Origin of the sequence: Amycolatopsis sp. 2-15, from assembly GCF_030285625.1 — a bacterium.
GTDB classification, from domain to species: domain Bacteria; phylum Actinomycetota; class Actinomycetes; order Mycobacteriales; family Pseudonocardiaceae; genus Amycolatopsis; species Amycolatopsis carbonis.
On record NZ_CP127294.1, the window covers coordinates 2,410,130 to 2,426,649 of the forward strand.

A 16,520-nucleotide genomic window follows, 5' to 3' on the forward strand; every position below is an offset into this window, starting at 1 on the left:
GTCACCGACCTGTGCTAACGCGGTTAGGCCGGTGACAGGTGTTCACAGCTTCTCGGCGAGCAGGTTCGCGCACCGGATGAGGCCGATGTGCGAGTACGCCTGCGGGTGGTTGCCCAGCGAACGCTCGGCGATCGGGTCGTACTGCTCCGGCAGCAGGCCCGTGGGGCCGGCCGAGGCGACGATCTGCGTGAACAGCTCCTCGGCCTCGTTGCGGCGGCCGGTGATGAGGTACGCCTCGATCAGCCACGCGGCGCAGATGTGGAACCCGCCTTCGCCGCCGGGCAGGCCGTCGTCGCGCCGGTAGCGGTACACCGTGGAACCGCTGCGCAGCTCGGCCTCGATCGCGGTCACCGTGCGCTGGAAGCGCTCGTCGGCCGGGTCGAGAAGGCCGGTGAGACCCACGAACAGCGAGGCGGCGTCGAGGTCGGTGCCGTCGTACGCCGTGGTGAACGCCTGGACCTCGTCGTTCCAGCCGTGCTCCAGCACGTCGGCCTTGATGCGCTCGCGCAGCTCCGGCCAGGCACCCGGCACGTCGCGGCCGTACTCGTGGCCGAGCTTCACCGCGCGGTCGATCGTGACCCAGCACATCACCCGCGAGTACACCCGGTGGCGCGGCACGTGCCGCTCTTCCCAGATGCCGTGGTCGGGCTCGTTCCAGCGCCGCGTGACGGCCTCGGCCATCGCGCGCACCATCTGCCAGTCCTCGTCGCGCAGCTCGCCGCGCGCCTCGGCCAGCGTGACCACGAGCTCCACGACCGGGCCGAACACGTCGAGCTGCACCTGGTGGTTGGCCAGGTTGCCGACGCGCACGGGCCGCGAACCGGCGTACCCGGGCAGCGACTCGATCACGGCCTCGGCGCCGATCACGCTGCCGGCCAGCGTGTACAGCGGGTGCAGGCGCTCCGGACCGGCCAAAGTGGACAGCACGCCGTGGAGCCACTGCAGGTAGCCCTCGGCCTCCTCGTTGGACCCGAGGTGCACCAGCTCGCGAACGGTCATGGACGCGTCGCGAATCCAGCAGTAGCGGTAGTCCCAGTTGCGGACGCCGCCGATCTCCTCGGGCAGCGAAGACGTGGCCGCCGCCAGCACACCACCGGTGTCGGTGTTGACCAGCCCGCGCAGCGTGAGCGCGGAGCGGCGCACCAGCTCAGCCTGCACCGTCGGCAGCTTGAGCTTGGCCGCCCAGTCGCTCCAGTAGCGGCCCGCGCGGTCGCGACGGTCTATTTCGGACAGTTCGTGGGGGCTGAGATCCGTGGTGCCGCAACGGAGTTCGAGCACCACCGGGGTCTCCGGCGTCGGCTGCACGAGCGCCGTGGCGGTGTCGTGCAGGCCGTCGGACGTGATGGTCCACGCCACGCCCGGCGAGCGGAGCACGAACGGCTCCGACGTGCCCAGCACCCGCAGTCCGTCGCCCTCGGCGACCAGCTTCACGGGCACGCCGCCGAACTCCGGCCGCGGCGCGAACAGCACGTCCGCCGCCGTCTCGCCCGAGATCACCCGGACGATGTCCGTGCGGTGCGAAGGGCTTTCCGGCTCGAGGTAGTCGGTCACGAGCAGGCGCGACCAGCGCGTCTCGACCGTCATCGTGTTCGGCAGGTAGCGCTGGCCCAGCGGCAGGCCGTTGCGGTGCGGCTTGATCGAGAACGCTCCCGCGCCGGGCCCGCCGAGCAGGTCGGCGAACACGGCCGGCGCGTCGGGGCCCGGGTGGCACAGCCACGTGAGCTTCGCGTCCGGCGTCAGGAGCGCGACGGAGCGCTCGTTGGCCAGCATCGACAGTCGCTCGATGGGCGGGGCCGACTCGCCGTAGAGCCAGTTCCGCCGTTCCTCCAAGAGGAACCCGAGAACCAGCGCGACGTCGACGGTGTCGGGCACGCGGAAGGTCGCGAGCGTCTCGCCCTCGCCCACCTTGATGCCCAAGTCCGGGCCCGACAGGCGCGCGAACGCCTTCTCGTCGGTCACGTCGTCGCCCAGGAAGATGGCGGCGGTGGCGCCCACCTGGTGGCGCAGGGTGTCGAGCGCACGGCCCTTGTCCGTCTGGACGACCGCGAGCTCCACCACCTCCTTGCCGTCGGTGGTCGACACGCCTTCCCAGGTCGACGGGCCTTCGTGCACGTCGGCGAGCACGCGGCGACCGGCCTCGTGCTCGGCCCGGCGCACGTGCACCGCGATGCTCGCGGGCTTGACCTCGAGCGACACGCCCGGCACGTCGAGCACCAGGTTCTCCAGCTCCGCCTCGAGCCGGCGGTGCAGGGCACGCGCCTTGTCGTCGAGGGCGTGGATGAACCCGATGTCGAACTCGGAGCCGTGGCTGCCCACGAGGTTCACCTCGGCGGGCAGGCGCGACAGCGTCGCCAGGTCACGCAGCGCGCGACCTGAGATGACGGCTGTGGTGGTCTCGTGCAGGCCGGCCAGAGATCTGAGTGCGCCGACGGACTCCGGCAACGGCCGGGCCTCGTCGGGGTTGGCGGTGATGGGGGCCAACGTGCCGTCGTAGTCGCAGGCGACCAGCAGGCGCGGGGTACGGGCGATCTGCACGATCGCGCGCCGTAGCTCCGCAGGCAACGCCTCGGCGGTCAACACTCCTCCTCAGGAGGTCCAGCGCGGTACGGGGGAGGTCAGTCGACCGGCTCCGCACCCAGCGCCTGCAGGAACGAGCGCGCCCACCGGTCGACGTCGTGGGTGAGGACCTGTCGACGCATGGCGCGCATCCTGCGTCGGCCCTCGGCGGGGTCGAGCGTAATAGCAGCCACCAACGCGTTCTTCACCCCGTCCAGATCATGCGGGTTGACCAGGAATGCGCTGGTCAGTTCGGCGGCCGCGCCGGCGAACTCGCTGAGCACCAGCGCGCCACCGAGATCGTGGCGGCAGGCGACGTACTCCTTGCAGACGAGGTTCATCCCGTCGCGCAGCGGTGTCACCACCATCACGTCGGCGGCGGAGAAGAAAGCGGCCAGCTCGGTGCGGTTCACGGACTGGTGCAGGTAGTGCACGACCGGGTGACCGACACGCGCGAACTCGCCGTTGATGCGGCCCACCATCTGCTCGATCTCGCCGCGCATGCGCTGGTAGTGCTCCACGCGTTCACGGCTCGGCGTGGCCAGCTGCACGAAGGCGACGTCCTCGGGCTGCATGCGCTCCTCGTGCAGCAGCTCGTGCAGCGCCTGCAGCCGCAGGTCGATGCCCTTGGTGTAGTCGAGGCGGTCGACGCCGAGCATGACCGCTTTCGGGTTGCCGAGGTCCCGGCGGATCTGCTTGGCGCGCTCGATCACGCCCTTGCTGCGCGCGAGGGTGTCGAGGCCGGCGGCGTCGATCGAGATCGGGAACGCGCCGACGCGCACGGTGCGGTCGCCGACCTGCACCATGCCGGGCCGCGACCGCACGCCGACGGCGCCGCGCGTCGGCTCGAGGCCGACGAGCTGGCGGGCCAGCCACAGGAAGTTCTGCGCGCCGCCGGGGCGGTGGAAGCCGATGAGGTCGGCGCCGATGAGCCCGCGCACGATCTCGGCGCGCCACGGCAGCTGCATGAACAGCTCGACGGGCGGGAACGGGATGTGCAGGAAGAAGCCGATGCGCAGGTCGGGGCGCAGTTCGCGCAGCATCGTGGGCACGAGCTGCAGCTGGTAGTCCTGGATCCACACCGTGGCGCCGTGGGCCGCGACCTGGGCGCTGGCCTCGGCGAAGCGGCGGTTGACCTTCACGTAGCTGTCCCACCACCGGCGCTCGAACACCGGCGGCGCGACGACGTCGTGGTAGAGCGGCCAGAGCGTGGCGTTGGAGAAGCCCTCGTAGTAGTCGCGGACCTCGGCGGAGGTGAGGGTGACGGGGTGCAGGACCAGGCCGTCGTCGTCGAACTCCTCGACGTCGACGTCGGGGACGCCGGGCCAGCCGACCCACGCGCCCTTGCGCGAGCGCAGGAACGGTTCGAGCGCCGAGACGAGCCCGCCGGGGCTCGCCGTCCAGCGCTGGGCGCCGTCCGAAGTGCGCTCCAGGTCGACGGGCAGCCGGTTGGCCACCACGACGAAATCGGCGGACGGTGCGGTTTTCTGCTCGTCAGTCACTACAGCTGCTCCCTCGTCATCCGCGGGTCGCGGCCCCAGTGAAACCCTAGCGCGCGCCAGGTGACCGGCCGGTGATCAAGCGCTTACTCCAGCCGGCGCTCCGGCGGCTCCAGCGGTCCCGCCATCCGTGGTCCGGCGAGCTTGCGTTCGAGCCGCCCGAGCCGCATCCGGACGGGCTGCGCGAGGTATTCACCCAGGACAACGCCCGCGGCGAGCGCGAGCCCGATAGCGACGGCGGTCATCAGCGTCGAGATGTTGCCGCCGGGCTCGACTGCCAATTGGTACAGACCACGATAGGTGGAGAGGCCGGGAAGCAGGGGAGTGATCCCGGACACGGCCACGACCAGCGGGGTGACGCGCAGCCGCCGCGCGAGCAGGCCGCCGCAGAAGCCGACGAGCGTGGCCGCGACGGCCGACGAGCTCACCGCGTCGAACTGCGTGAGCATCAGCGAGCCGTACACGAGCGCGCCGATGGCACCCGCCGCCGCGGCGACGAGCAGCGCGCGCAGCGTCGAGTAGGAGGCAAGTGCGAAGCACGCGGCCGCGCCGGCGCCCGTGATGACCACGATGGGCAGCTGCTGCGGGGTGGAGTTGATGACCTCCGGCAACGGCCTGCTCGGCAGGCGGAGCATCAGAGCGACCTTCAGTGCCAGCACCACACCGGTGATCAGGCCGGCCGACATCAGCGCCGTCTCCATCGTGCGGCCGGCCGCGGTGACGTTGTAGCCGGTGATCGCGTCCTGCACCGCCGAGACGGTGGACAGTCCGGACAGCAGCACCGTGACGGCCGCGGCGACCACGAGCGTCGGCTGGTCGGTGGTGAGGATGTTGCTGCTCACGATCGCCATCGCCGACAGTGTCGCGACGAGTCCGCCGACGACCTGCTGGAAGAAGAACGGCAGGTTGTACCGGTTGAGCAGCCGCCCGAGCCGGTCGACCACCGACGAGATCACGAACGCCACCACGGCCACGTCGGGGCCGCCGCCGAGCAGCAGGGTGATGAACGCGGCCAGCCCGCCCCAGGCGATGGTGGCGACCCAGCGCGGGTACGGGTGCGGCGCCGCCGCGATGCGTTCCAGCTCCGTGTGCGCCTCCTCGGCCCCCATGTTGCCGCGGACGATCTTGCGCACGAGGATCTCGGCCTGCGTGAGCCGCGTGTAGTCGAGGCTGCGCGAACGGACCACTCGCAACGCGGTGACGGGCGCCAGGTCCGTACCGCGGTGGCACGTGACAGTGATCGACGTGAAGATCACGTCGACCTCGCAGTGGGGCAGCCCGAGCGCGGCGGTGAGCGCGAGGATCGTCGCGGTGACGTCGGACGCGCCGGCGCCGCTGGCCATCTGCACCTCGCCGATGCGCAGCGTCAGGTCGAGGACGAAGTTGACCGTCGCGTCGTCGGGCGGCTGCGGGCCCAGCGCCTCTTCGCTTTCGACGGCCGGCTGTTCGGCCGTCGGTGCCTCGAGGATGTGCCACGCGCGGCGCCGCAGGAGGTTCGGCCGGTGCCGCTGGTTCGAGCTCGGCCGGGGAGGCTCCAGGATCGGCCACCGTCTGCGGTGAATCCCCTGGTCGGCGCGTTCGTTGATCTTCATATCGATCCCACCTCCTCGTCCATCTGGCGTCGTTCTCCTCGACGTTCCCGGGGACCATCGGCCGACGCGCCCCGACCGTTGCACTGATCCGGAAGTGGTGTGCACCACGTCTGCCCACGATCGTCTCGCAGGGTCGTCCGGGGCGCTCGTTTTCGGGGGTGGAGCTGGGGGTTCGGGGTGGCCTGGGCGGGCTCGAGCCGGGGTGTTCCGGCCGGCGCGTGCCATGAGTGCGGAATTCCTGGGTGAAACCGGTTTCGAAATGTGCTTTCCGGAATTCCGCTGAGTGCATCTCGCGTGTCGGTTTCTGGTTTGTCTTTGCTGGTAGGGGGAGGTTCAACCGCCGGTAAATTGCAGCTGGCACTACTCGCCATTTGCGCTTACCTGCAGTCGATAATTGTTGATCTGTGCCGCTTGTCACTCTTTGGTGCATTCTCATATTTCATTTCGTAATGTGCCCGTGTTCTCGCAGTTACCTGCGATTTCGGTCCCCCGAGAAGGAGCCCTACCCCGACATGGCACTCCACCGATTCGAAGCTCGATCCGAAGCCGCGCCGTCCCGCAAGCGGCGCTTCGTCCGCGCCGCCCTGACGGCGACCGCGCTGGCCGCCGCGATGTCGGCCACGGCCGGTCCGGTCCTCGCGAGCACCGCGTCCGCCGCGACCGCGGCCCCGGCCGCCTCCGCGTCGGCCAGCGCTCGGGTTGGCGCCACCGCTCTCAGCCGCGCCCTGACCCAGCAGGGCAAGCCCTACGTCTGGGGCGCGGCCGGTCCGAACGCCTACGACTGCTCCGGCCTCGTCGTGTGGGCGTTCAAGCAGGCCGGCGTGGCGCTGCCGCACAGCTCGCGCCTGCAGTCCACAGCGGGCGTCGCCGTGTCCAAGGCCGCACTGCAGCCCGGTGACCTGGTGTTCTTCTACACGCCCGTGAGCCACGTCGGCATCTACGCCGGCGGCGGCATGGTCCTGCACGCCAGCCGCCCCGGAGTTCCGGTGAAGCTGTCGCCGCTGTCCTCGATGCCGTTCCACAACGCCCGCCGCATCTGACGGGACATGCGCCCCGGCACCCGGTCGCGCGGCTGTTCCCCCGCAGCCGCCTTCCGGGTGCCGCCGAGTGGCGGCAGGCCGATATACTTCTCTCGTCCTGGGCTGCTGCGCGGGGCGTCGGCCGGTATAGCTCAGCTGGTAGAGCATCTGTCTTGTAAACAGAAGGTCAGGGGTTCGAGCCCCCTTGCCGGCTCCGATCTTCTCCTCGTCAAGCCTCATTCAGTCCTCAATGGACTGAGATGCGGGTGTCCGGCGGGGAACAGCCCGCGGCCCGGCAGCGAAACGGCCGCCATCATCGCGATGAAGTGGCCATGTGGTTCGGCGTGGTCCGTGACCACCGACAGTGAGCACAGTCGCGCGCGTGCCCGGCATTCCGCGCGAGATCGGCGCGGGCGGCAGCCGGTTCGAACCTCGGATCGCGAGTGAGCGGGTGCGGCGCCGGGCGGGTGGCACACGTCGGACCGCCCGCGTTCAGTGGCCGCGCCTGGGATCGGCCGTCACGAGATCGGCGAACACCCGCACATCGGTCAGCACGCGGTGAAGCGCCACATCAGGTCGATGGTGCGCCGGCACGACGTGCACCGCCGCACCGAGCGGGTGCGGCCGGCGTCGGACTCGCACTTGCCCGGGTCACGGTGTGCTGGATCGCGGCGAGCCTGTCGAGCGGAGCTTGATCAAACACGCTGGCAGGAAAGGCTTTCGAACCGGTCCGGCCGCGCACGTCAGAACGCGGCCGTCAGCCGGACGCGGCGGTCGCGGGCGTAGGACACCAGTTCGCGCACCTCGTCCGTCGTGATGATGCGCACGGCGTCGTCCAGGAGTTCGGCGGTGGCGACTTGCAGGGGCCAGCCCGTCAGGCCTGGGACGGGGACGTGCCAGAACCACTGGCCCTGCGTGAGATCTTCGGCGGCAACCTCGTGCACAACGTCCCCCATCGTGTCCCCCCAAGCGGTGTTTTCCAGAGTGGAGTTTTCCTCGTAACTCATGAGGGAACCCTAGCGACGACCACCGACAGAAAACCGTCCACCGTGGACGAGCGCCTGACCGGCGTTTTTTGCGGCCGGGCGCGCGCTGGCCTAGGCTGCGCCGATCACCGGAAGAACAGGAATGGCGAGATGCCCCTGCTTGACTCCGGGTCGTACCGTGATGTCGACCTGCCGACGATCGTCCGCATGGAGCGGAGGCTGCCCTGGTTCGGGTGGCCGCACCTGCCGCTCGGCCTGCTGGTCTGCGTTGCCGCGATCCTGGCCGCGTATCGCGTGCCCGTGTCGTACCACACCACCACGGCGCTGGTCGCCGGTGGCGGCGTGCTCGGGGGCTTCTGCGGCTACGGCTGCGGCCTCGTGATGGTCAGCACGCCCGACCTCGTGAAGACCGGCCGCCTGCGCTGGCGCCGTACGCGCGTACTGCGGGGGATGCTGTTCGCGCTGGGCGTGCTCTCCGCCGCGTCGCTGGTCGTGGTCGCGGTGTGTCACTTCGTGCTGCTGGCGGGCGCGTCGGGGCTGCACCCGTTCACGCTCTCGCTGCAGGCCGGCGTGTACCTCGTGCTCGCGGTGGCCAACACGGTGCTCGCGGGGCTCGAGGCGCGCAACCTGACCAAAGTCCTCAATGGAGTGTCCATCAAGGACGGTGAGCTCACCGCCGCCGCAGCAGGACTTCCTGCGTGACGGAAGCCACCAGGCGGCCGTCTGTGGTGTAGAACTCGCCGTGGGTGAGGCCGCGCTCGTTGGTGAAGCTGCGGCTCTCCATGTCGAACAGCAGCCACTCGTCGGCGCGGAACGGGCGATGGAACCACACGGCGTGGTCGAGTGAGGTCAGCTGCGCGCGCCCGGGTTCGTCGCGGTGGGGCAGTGCGGCGGTGCCCGCGAGGCGGATGTCGGAGATGTAGGTGAGCGCGCACACGTGCGCCAGCGGGTTGTCCGGCAGCCGGCCCTTCGCGCGCACCCAGATGCGCTGGCGCGGCCCGCTGCCGACGTCCGGCAACCCCGCCGCCGGGTCGCTGATGAACCGCGCCTCGATCACCGAGAGCATGATCGGCAGCTCGTCCTCGTCGCGGACCTCGACGTCGTCGGGTGCCGGCACCTCGGGCATCCGGGCCTGGTGTTCGCTGCTGGCGGCGGGTTTCTGGAACGACGCCGACAGGCTGAAGATCGTCTCGCCGTTCTGGATCGCCGCCACGCGCCGGGTGGTGAACGAGCCGCCGTCGCGGGTGCGCTCCACCTCGTAGACGATCGGCAGGTCCGTGCGGCCGCCGCGGATGAAGTAGCCGTGCAGCGAGTGCACGTGCCGGTCCTCGGGCACGGTCGCGCCGGCCGCTGTGAGCGCCTGCGCCGCCACCTGGCCGCCGAACGCCCGTTGCGGCGAACCCTCGTGGCTGGTGCCGCGGAAGAGGTTGCGCTCGAGCGGTTCCAGCTTGAGGAGCTGGTCGATGCCGGGGTGCACGGGGTCGGTGATCACCCCGTCATCCTAAGGACCGCTCACTGCTCACGCGGGGTGAGCTGCGTCAACAACGGCAGCAGCGCGGCGGGGTCTTCCACGTGGGCGTTGTGCCCGAGGCCCGGCAGTGTGACGGAGTCAGCACCCAGGGCGCGCAGCTGCTCGGGTCGCGACATCGGGTCGTCGGCGCCGGCGGCGAGCACGACCGGGCAAGTCGCCTCGGCCAGCAACCGCGGCATCTCCGGGGCGCCGACGCCGAACGCCGCGGAGTCCAGCGCCAGGCGCCAGCCGTCCGCGGTCTCCACCACCCCACCGGGATCGGCGGGCGCCAACCCGGTGAGCCCGGCGACCTTCAGATACGCGACCTCGGCGTCTTCCCGCGAGGCGAACAACCGCGGCGCACGCGCGGCCATCGCGGCGGCGCGCTCCAGATCCTCGGCACTCCACTCCACCTTCACGCCCACTGCCAGCACCCCGGCGACGTCCATGCGGTGCCGCCCGGAAGCCAGCTCCAGCGCCACCACCCCGCCCAGGGAATGCCCGGCCACCACGACCGGACCAACCCCGTCGAGCGCCGCCGCGACCGTCCGCGCCAGCGCCGCGAACGAGTAGGCGGGCAGCGGCGCCGAACCACCGTGACCGGGCAGGTCGGGCACGAGCAGCCGCCGGTCCAGCAGCTCGGCCAGCCCGTCCCACACCGCGCCGGTCGCGCCCAGGCCGTGGAGCAGCAGCACGGCCGGCTCGCCGGACCCGTCGGTGCGCAGCTTCAGCGTTTCCACCAGTCGGATCTTTCCCCGCCCACGGGTTCCGGGGCTAGGGTCGAGACCGTGTCGAGTGCCCTGATCGCCGACCCGGACACCTACGTCGAAGGTGTGCCCTACGACGTCCTCGCGAAGCTGCGCCGCGAGACGCCGGTGACGCGCGTCGGCGACTTCTGGGCCGTGCTGCGCCACTCCGACGTGCGCGAAGTGCTGCGCAACCCCGCCACGTTCTCGTCGCAGCTCGGTGGCACCCAGATCCGCGACCCCGCGACGCCCGAGGACCTCGGTTACGTGCGGCGCATGATGCTGAACATGGACCCGCCCGAGCACGGCCGGCTGCGCGGGTTGCTGACCAAGGCGTTCACGCCGCACGCGATCGGCCGGCTCACCGAGCGCATCGAGGGCTGGGCCCACGACCTGGTCGCGGCCGTCGCGGACCGCGGCCAATGCGATTTCGCCAAGGACGTGGCCGCCGACCTGCCGCTGCTCACGCTTGCCGAGGTGTTCGGCGTGCCCGAGCAGGACCGGCGGCTGATGTTCGACTGGAGCAACCGCGTGATCGGCTTCCAGGACGCCGAATACGCGGTGAGCGCCACCGTCCGGCCGGAAGACGTGACGGACCTCGCCCGCGCCGCGCTCGCCGTGCGGCCCGAACCGGGGCCGGACGGCTCGATGCCCGACCCGCGCACGCGCGCCGGGATGCCGGATCTCTACGCGTACGCCAACGCGCTCGGCGAGTACAAGCGCACCCACCCCGGCGACGACGTGATGAGCAACCTCATGCAGCACGTCGACGACGACGGCGGACGCGTCTCGATCGCGGAGTTCGAGAACCTGTTCTGGCTGTTTTCCGTGGCGGGCAACGAAACCCTGCGCAACGGCTTGCCCGGCGGGCTCGCCGCGCTCCTGCGGCACCCGGAGCAGTACCGCAAGCTCCTCGACGACCGTTCGCTGCTCCCGGGCGCCGTCGAGGAGATGCTGCGCTGGTGGACGCCCGTCATGCACTTCCGCCGCACGGCCACCGAGGACACCCGGCTGTCCGATGTGGACATCAAGGCCGGCGACAAGGTCGTGGTCTGGTTCTCCTCGGCCAACCGCGACGAGACCGTGTTCGCCGATCCCGACGCGTTCGACGTCACGCGCGCGCCGAGCGAGCACCTGACCTTCGGCCACGGCCCGCACTTCTGCCTCGGCTCGCACCTGGCGCGCGCGCAGATGCGGGCACTCTTCGAGGCCGTCCTGGACCAGCTCGGCGAAGTCCGCCTCGCGGGCGAACCGCGGCGGCTGCGCTCGAACTTCCAGAACGGCCTCAAGAGCCTCCCCGTCCAGTGGGGTTAATCCCACGTCACGACGAGCTTCGCGACGCCGGTCGAGGTGAACCCGAGGAAGATGAAGGCCAGGATTCCGTACTGCACCAGGGAATCCCCGGCGAACCCCGTCGACAGCTCCGCGATCAGCAGGCCCAGCATCACCAACCCGATCACGACGTAAGCCCAAGCCGTGGCCCGTGTGCGGGGAAGCCACCGAAGTCCCATGTCTACCTCCCGGAGTTGAGGTTGCGGATCAGGTCCTGCACGGTCTGGCGCAGGTGTGAAAGCGAGTCGCGCACCTCGGTCGCGATGCCGCCGGAGTGGTGGTCGACCGGCCCGGCCACGGGGTGCACCTCGTCCTCGCCGGGCAGCGGCACACCAGGGCACGTGGTCGAGGCGGGCCGCGAGTTCTTGGTGAGGAAGGTGTTCACGAGCCCGTCGACGCACGGGTTGCCGTTGATCGCGTACTCGCCGTGGAAGGGCGCGTCGTCCACGGAGATCAGCGGCACGCCGGCCGCACGAGCCCCGGCGCGGCCCTGTTCGTAGCCGGTCTGCGGATCGAACTCGCCCTGCACCACGAGAACGTGGCTCGCGACCGACGCCGGCAGGTCCGGCAGCTCGTGCTGCGGTGCTGGCTCGTGCCGCGGCGCTGGGGACCAGAAGCCGCACGGCTCGCTGAGCCCGTAGGACCAGCCGTAGAGCGGGTCGACGGGACCCTGCCGGTCGCTGAGGTTCTTGTACCAGGCCGCCGAGCGCGTTGGCTGGTCACCGCAGGCCACGGCGTAGCGGGTGCCACCGACCGGTGCGTAGTCGGGCGTCGCCGCGAGGACCTTCGCCACCGTGAGGTCCGCGGTCGGCACGCCGAACGCGGTGCGCGACTCGGCGTCGAGGTCGGCCGCGAGGTCCTTCGGCTGCGCCGGCGCGGTGCCGTCCAGCGCGGCCGCGCCCTGCGTGAAGACCAGCGCGCCCAGCAGCCACTGCAGTTTGCTGCCGTTGCCGACGAAGATGTGGTCGAAGTTGTCGGGCGACATGCCCTTCGCCGCGTAGTACGCGCGCACCTGTTCGTACTTCTGCTTCACCGCCTCCGGCGTCTTGCCCAGCTGGTCGGGGAACTGGCGCGAAAGCCACGGCACGTACACGTCGTCGAACTGGCGCTGGTCGACCTCGGGGAACGCTTCGAAGTCGGCCTGCAGGCGGCCCTCGAAGTTCACGCTCGAGTCGAGCACGATCTTGCCCGCGTGGTCGGGGAACATCGACGCGTACTTCGCGCCGAGCCAGGTGCCGTAGGAGTAGCCGAGGTAGTTGAGCTGCTGTTCGCCCAGCAGCGTGCGGATCAGGTCCATGTCGTGCGTGGTCTGCCACGTCGTGATGTACGGCGTGAGCGCGTCGCTCTGGCAGGCCTCGGCGATCGCACGCGGTGTCGCCTGGTGCGCCGCGATGCTGGCGGCGGAGCGGTCCCGGGCGTCGAGGGCGGTGTCGGGCAGCCGGCCGGTGGGCACCTGGCACAACAAACCCTTGTCGCTGCTGCCTTCCCGGCCGGTGCCGCGCGGATCCATGCCGATGAAGTCGTACTGCGCGTTCACGGTCGGTTCGAGCCCGGCGAGCTGGCCGGCCAGCGAGGTGCCCTGCCCGCCCGGGCCGCCGGGGTTCACGAGGATCGCGCCCTGGCGGTCGCCGGTCGCGGCGGCGCGGCTGATCGACACCTCGAGGTCGACGCCCGCGGCCGGGTCCGCCCAGTCACGCGGCACGGTGATTTCAGCGCATTGTGCGGGTTTCGCCCCGGTTGCCGGTTTGAACGCGCAGTCACCCCACGTGATTTTCTGGCTCGTGTAAGGGTCTTCGGCCGCCGTCGCCGTCGCCGGGACCAACGCGGCGGTGGTGACGGTGGCGGCCGCGATCACCGCCGAGACCAGTACTGCTCTGGGAGTTCGCACCGGGGAGTCCTTTCGTCCGTGATCCGCTTGCCGTCGAGTCTCGTGTGCGCGCGGACCCCGGCGATCAGCCTCGGGTACCAACTTCCGGTGCCGCATCGGCCGTGCGAATGAGGCGGGCCAGCGCGCGCGAGGCCGCCGCAGCGGGGAAACTGGCGACATGACCATTCCCGCGCCCGGCCCCGGCGTGGTGGGCCGAAGGGTCGTGCAGCGTGTGCTCGACCAGCTGCTCGCCACCGTGCCCGTGGCGGTGGTCGCGGTGCTCGTCGTGCTCTACGTGCCCCCGCCGGGCTCGCTGCTCACGTTCACCAAGGTCGTGGCGTTCACGACGTTCGGGATCTGGATCGTCGCTAGCCTGTACCTCGAGATCTGGTGGCCGCACCGCCACCGAGGCCAGACGCCGGCGATGCGCTGGCTGCGGATCCGCGTGGTGCTGCCCGACGGCGGGCAGCCGCCGTTGCGCGCCCTCGTGATCCGCGCGGTGCTGATGGTGGTCGACGGGTTCTGCTGGGGCCTTGCGGGGGTGGTGATCATGCTGGTCAGCCCACGCCGGCAGCGCCTCGGTGACCTGGTCGCGGGGACGCTGGTCGTGCGCGTCCCGGCCCGTGTCCCAGGACCGACAGCCTCAGCGGACGAGCCCGGTCTCCCAGGCCCAGATGGCGATCTCGGTGCGGTTGCGAGCCCGCAGCTTGCGCTGGGCGGCCGCGAGGTGAGTCTTCACGGTGGAGAGCGACAGGACGAGTGACTCGCAGATCTCGGCGTTGGTCTGGCCGCCCGCCACGGCTTTCACCACGTCGAGCTCGCGGTTGGTGAGCGGACTGTCCGGTTCGGACCGTTCCTTGCCCGCGCTGCCGACGAAGTGGGCCAGCAAGCGGGTGGTGATGGCCGGCGAAACCAGCGCTTCGCCGTGCGCGGCGGCGTGCACGGCCTCGATCAGCAGTGTCGCGCCCGCGTCCTTGAGCAGAAAACCGCACGCGCCGGCCCGCAAAGCCGCGTGGACGTTCTCGTCGAGCCCGAAGGTCGTGACCATCACGACGTGCAGCGGATCGGCGACATCGGGACCGGCGAGGAGTTTCGTGGCCTGCAACCCGTCGACGCCGGGCATGCGGATGTCCATCAGCGTGACGTCCGGACGCAGCTGCCGGGCCAGCCGCACGGCGTCCTGACCGTCGGCGGCCTCGCCGACCACGTCGATGTCCGGCTCGCCTTCGAGGATCAGCCGGAAGCCGGTGCGGACCATCGCCTGGTCGTCGGCGATCAACACGGTCACCGGCACGGGGATCCTCCTGCTCAGGCTGTTTCGAGCGGCAGCCGCGCGGCCACCAGCCAGCGGTGCCCGGCCGCCGGGCCCGCGGAAACCGTACCGCCGACGGCGGTGACGCGTTCGGTCATGCCGATCAAGCCGTAGCCGCCGGGCCGCGCGGGCTTGGCGGCGCCGTCGTTGCCGACCTCCACCACGAGGTCACGCTGGTCGCGACGCACGCTCACGCGCACGTCGGTGGCGCGTGGCGCGTGGCGGCGGGCATTGGTGAGGGCCTCGGTGATCAGCCGGTGGACGGTGGTCACGACCTCGGGCGTCGCGCTGAGACCGCCGAGGTCGTCGGGCACGTCGAGGGTGACGGTGCCGTCGTCGGGCACCGCGCGGTCCACGGCCGAAGCGAGCCCGGACGGTGGGCTGAACAAGTTCTCGCCGTCGGTGCGCAGCGTGCCGACGAGCCGGCGCATCGACGCCAGCGCCTCCGCGCCCGCCTGCTCGATCTCGGCGAACGCGCTGGTGTCGCCGCCTTGGCGTTCGGTCACGCGGTGCGCGGCCTGCACGCGCACGACGACGCCGGTGATCTGGTGCGCGACCAGGTCGTGCAGCTCGCGCGCGAGGTTCAGCCGCTCCGCCGCGCGCACCTCGACGGCTTCGGCCCGGGCCCGCGCGTCGGCGTCGCGCAGCAGCAGGCCGATCGCGAGCGCCGCACCCCACGCGACGGCCGCGGCCGCGGACAACAGCGCGGCGGGCGAGCCGATGCCGTAGCGGAACACCGGCGCCGTCACGGCCGCGATCCCGCCGAGGATGGACAAAGTCGCCGCGGGGGGGCGTTGCAGCCGGTGGCAGCACGCGCCGACGACCAGCGCGATCGCGAGCGACTCGGCACCACTGGGCTGCACGGGCAGCCGTTGCCCGAGCGCTGCGACGCCCGCCGTGACGGCCGTGCCGAGCAGCGACAGGCACGATACCGCCGTCGCCACGAGCGCGACGTGGTCCGGGAACCGGCGGCGCAGCACGGCGAGCACGGCCACCACGGGCCCCAGCCCGGGCGCGAAATCGACGGCGATCAGCGCGAGGGTGCCCTGCGCGGGGCCGGAGCGCGCGAACACCACGGCGTCGAGCACCACGAGCACCCCGAGCGCCGCGATCTCGGCGACCAGGGCGATGCGCGGGCCCACACGCTGGGTGGTCATGGTCCTGATCGTCTCGCGCCGGGGCGCGCTTCGCCTCCTGCGCGGGTGCGAAGTGCCTCGGCCGTGAGGCTGAGGCGGGGGTTCAGCCGAAACTCACCAGCGACAGCCAGGTGTCGAGGAACGCCGTGTCGCCCGTGAGCTTCGCGGTGGTGGCGGGCACGCGGCCGTAGACGATCAGCAGCAGATCGGTCAGCGGCGCCTCGACGGTCACGGCCGGGTCCTCGACGGCGCCCGGGTGCCACGCGGGCAGGTCGCCGGTGAGGTCGACGGTCCACGAAGCCGCGTGGTCCGTCGGCGCGAGGTGGACGGTGTGGCCGGGTCCCTGCAGCGTGCGGCGCTCGGGGAAGTAGTCGAACATCACCGGCAGGGAGCCGAGTTCGAGCCACTCGTCCAGGGTGTCGTGGGCGACGTCGCCGTCGAGCTCGAAGCTCTGCCCGAGGGCGAGTGTCACGTCGGCGCGGTGCATGGCCGTCTCGTGCAGGAAGCGGCGGGCGTAGAACGCGGCCCGCGGAGCTCCGGCCGGGACGGGGGTCCAGACCTCGGCGTCGGGCCCGGCTTGGCGCAAGGTCGCCGCCAGGGCCTCGGCGCCGTCGGTGAGCCAGCTGCTCGGCCGGATTTCGTGGCCCGGGTAACGCAGGTAGTCGTCGGCGGGGGCCTCGGACGCGCGATCGCGCACGATTCCCTCGGCGTACCGGTGCCCCGCGCCGACGTGGTTGAGCAGCTGGCCCAGGCTCCAGTCCGGGCACGCCGCGATCCGCGTGGCGAGGTCGGCGCCGTTCGCGGTGGCCCGCAGCAGCTCGGTCTGCGCCACGATCCCGGCGGCCCGGCGTTCGAAGTCCATGGTGGTCGTCCTTCCGGTTCGGTTCACCACGGAGTCGGAGCCGGCGCCGCCGATCGGACACGGTGGCTCAGGAATCTTCCGGAGCCGGTCTCCGCGGTCCAGC

15 protein-coding genes and 1 tRNA gene are annotated in these 16,520 nt (G+C 71.2%); 5 read left to right on the plus strand and 11 right to left on the minus strand.

Going from position 1 to position 16,520, the window contains the following annotated elements:
• Window positions 1–42 precede the first annotated feature (42 nt).
• The 3 genes from otsB to QRX50_RS11740 form a co-directional block, all read right to left on the minus strand.
• Complete coding sequence (gene otsB, locus QRX50_RS11730; RefSeq protein WP_285971970.1) at window positions 43–2,577, minus strand: trehalose-phosphatase; 2,535 nt, start codon at window positions 2,575–2,577, stop codon at window positions 43–45.
• 38 nt (window positions 2,578–2,615) lie between these two features.
• On the minus strand, window positions 2,616–4,058 hold the full coding sequence (locus tag QRX50_RS11735; protein ID WP_285971971.1) for an alpha,alpha-trehalose-phosphate synthase (UDP-forming): 1,443 nt from the start codon (window positions 4,056–4,058) through the stop codon (window positions 2,616–2,618).
• 83 nt (window positions 4,059–4,141) lie between these two features.
• A complete protein-coding gene (locus QRX50_RS11740; protein ID WP_285971972.1) occupies window positions 4,142–5,647 on the minus strand; it encodes a threonine/serine exporter family protein in 1,506 nt (501 codons plus the stop codon).
• 512 nt (window positions 5,648–6,159) lie between these two features.
• Between QRX50_RS11740 and QRX50_RS11745 the strand changes: the two genes are divergently transcribed.
• The gene (locus QRX50_RS11745) at window positions 6,160–6,687 is read left to right on the plus strand and encodes an NlpC/P60 family protein (protein WP_285971973.1); all 528 of its coding nucleotides are present in this window, start codon (window positions 6,160–6,162) and stop codon (window positions 6,685–6,687) included.
• Between the two features lie 120 nt (window positions 6,688–6,807).
• Window positions 6,808–6,880 (plus strand) — tRNA-Thr (locus QRX50_RS11750).
• A 529-nt stretch (window positions 6,881–7,409) separates the two neighbouring features.
• Here the strand turns inward: QRX50_RS11750 and QRX50_RS11755 are convergent.
• A complete protein-coding gene (locus tag QRX50_RS11755; protein ID WP_285971974.1) occupies window positions 7,410–7,673 on the minus strand; it encodes a hypothetical protein in 264 nt (87 codons plus the stop codon).
• Between the two features lie 129 nt (window positions 7,674–7,802).
• Between QRX50_RS11755 and QRX50_RS11760 the strand changes: the two genes are divergently transcribed.
• Complete coding sequence (locus QRX50_RS11760; protein ID WP_285971975.1) at window positions 7,803–8,354, plus strand: hypothetical protein; 552 nt, start codon at window positions 7,803–7,805, stop codon at window positions 8,352–8,354.
• Here the strand turns inward: QRX50_RS11760 and QRX50_RS11765 are convergent.
• Both QRX50_RS11765 and QRX50_RS11770 read right to left on the minus strand, forming a co-directional pair.
• Window positions 8,323–9,144: an acyl-CoA thioesterase gene (locus tag QRX50_RS11765; protein WP_285971976.1), complete on the minus strand. Its 822-nt coding sequence runs from the start codon at window positions 9,142–9,144 to the stop codon at window positions 8,323–8,325. The two genes, QRX50_RS11760 and QRX50_RS11765, sit on opposite strands and share 32 nt — an antisense overlap.
• Before the next feature lie 20 nt (window positions 9,145–9,164).
• Window positions 9,165–9,902, minus strand: a complete 738-nt coding sequence (locus QRX50_RS11770; RefSeq protein WP_285971977.1) for an alpha/beta fold hydrolase — start codon at window positions 9,900–9,902, stop codon at window positions 9,165–9,167.
• A gap of 48 nt (window positions 9,903–9,950) precedes the next feature.
• On the opposite strand from QRX50_RS11770, the gene QRX50_RS11775 reads away from it, so the two are divergent.
• Window positions 9,951–11,222 carry a cytochrome P450 gene (locus QRX50_RS11775; protein WP_285971978.1) on the plus strand — a complete coding sequence of 424 codons (1,272 nt, stop codon included), beginning with the start codon at window positions 9,951–9,953 and terminating at the stop codon, window positions 11,220–11,222.
• Here QRX50_RS11775 and QRX50_RS11780 read toward each other — a convergent pair.
• Both QRX50_RS11780 and QRX50_RS11785 read right to left on the minus strand, forming a co-directional pair.
• Window positions 11,219–11,368 carry a hypothetical protein gene (locus tag QRX50_RS11780; RefSeq protein WP_285971979.1) on the minus strand — a complete coding sequence of 50 codons (150 nt, stop codon included), beginning with the start codon at window positions 11,366–11,368 and terminating at the stop codon, window positions 11,219–11,221. The genes QRX50_RS11775 and QRX50_RS11780 overlap by 4 nt on opposite strands.
• 53 nt (window positions 11,369–11,421) lie before the next feature.
• A complete protein-coding gene (locus QRX50_RS11785) occupies window positions 11,422–13,128 on the minus strand; it encodes an alpha/beta fold hydrolase (RefSeq protein ID WP_285971980.1) in 1,707 nt (568 codons plus the stop codon).
• A 157-nt stretch (window positions 13,129–13,285) separates the two neighbouring features.
• Here QRX50_RS11785 and QRX50_RS11790 point away from each other — a divergent pair, with 157 nt between their 5' ends.
• The gene (locus QRX50_RS11790; RefSeq protein WP_285971981.1) at window positions 13,286–13,870 is read left to right on the plus strand and encodes an RDD family protein; all 585 of its coding nucleotides are present in this window, start codon (window positions 13,286–13,288) and stop codon (window positions 13,868–13,870) included.
• Here QRX50_RS11790 and QRX50_RS11795 read toward each other — a convergent pair.
• From QRX50_RS11795 to QRX50_RS11805, 3 genes are all read right to left on the minus strand, one after another.
• A complete protein-coding gene (locus QRX50_RS11795; protein ID WP_285974432.1) occupies window positions 13,751–14,365 on the minus strand; it encodes a response regulator in 615 nt (204 codons plus the stop codon). The genes QRX50_RS11790 and QRX50_RS11795 overlap by 120 nt on opposite strands.
• A gap of 50 nt (window positions 14,366–14,415) precedes the next feature.
• Complete coding sequence (locus QRX50_RS11800) at window positions 14,416–15,576, minus strand: sensor histidine kinase (RefSeq protein ID WP_285971982.1); 1,161 nt, start codon at window positions 15,574–15,576, stop codon at window positions 14,416–14,418.
• Window positions 15,577–15,658: 82 nt separating this feature from the next.
• Complete coding sequence (locus QRX50_RS11805) at window positions 15,659–16,417, minus strand: maleylpyruvate isomerase family mycothiol-dependent enzyme (RefSeq protein WP_285971983.1); 759 nt, start codon at window positions 16,415–16,417, stop codon at window positions 15,659–15,661.
• Window positions 16,418–16,520 lie beyond the last annotated feature (103 nt).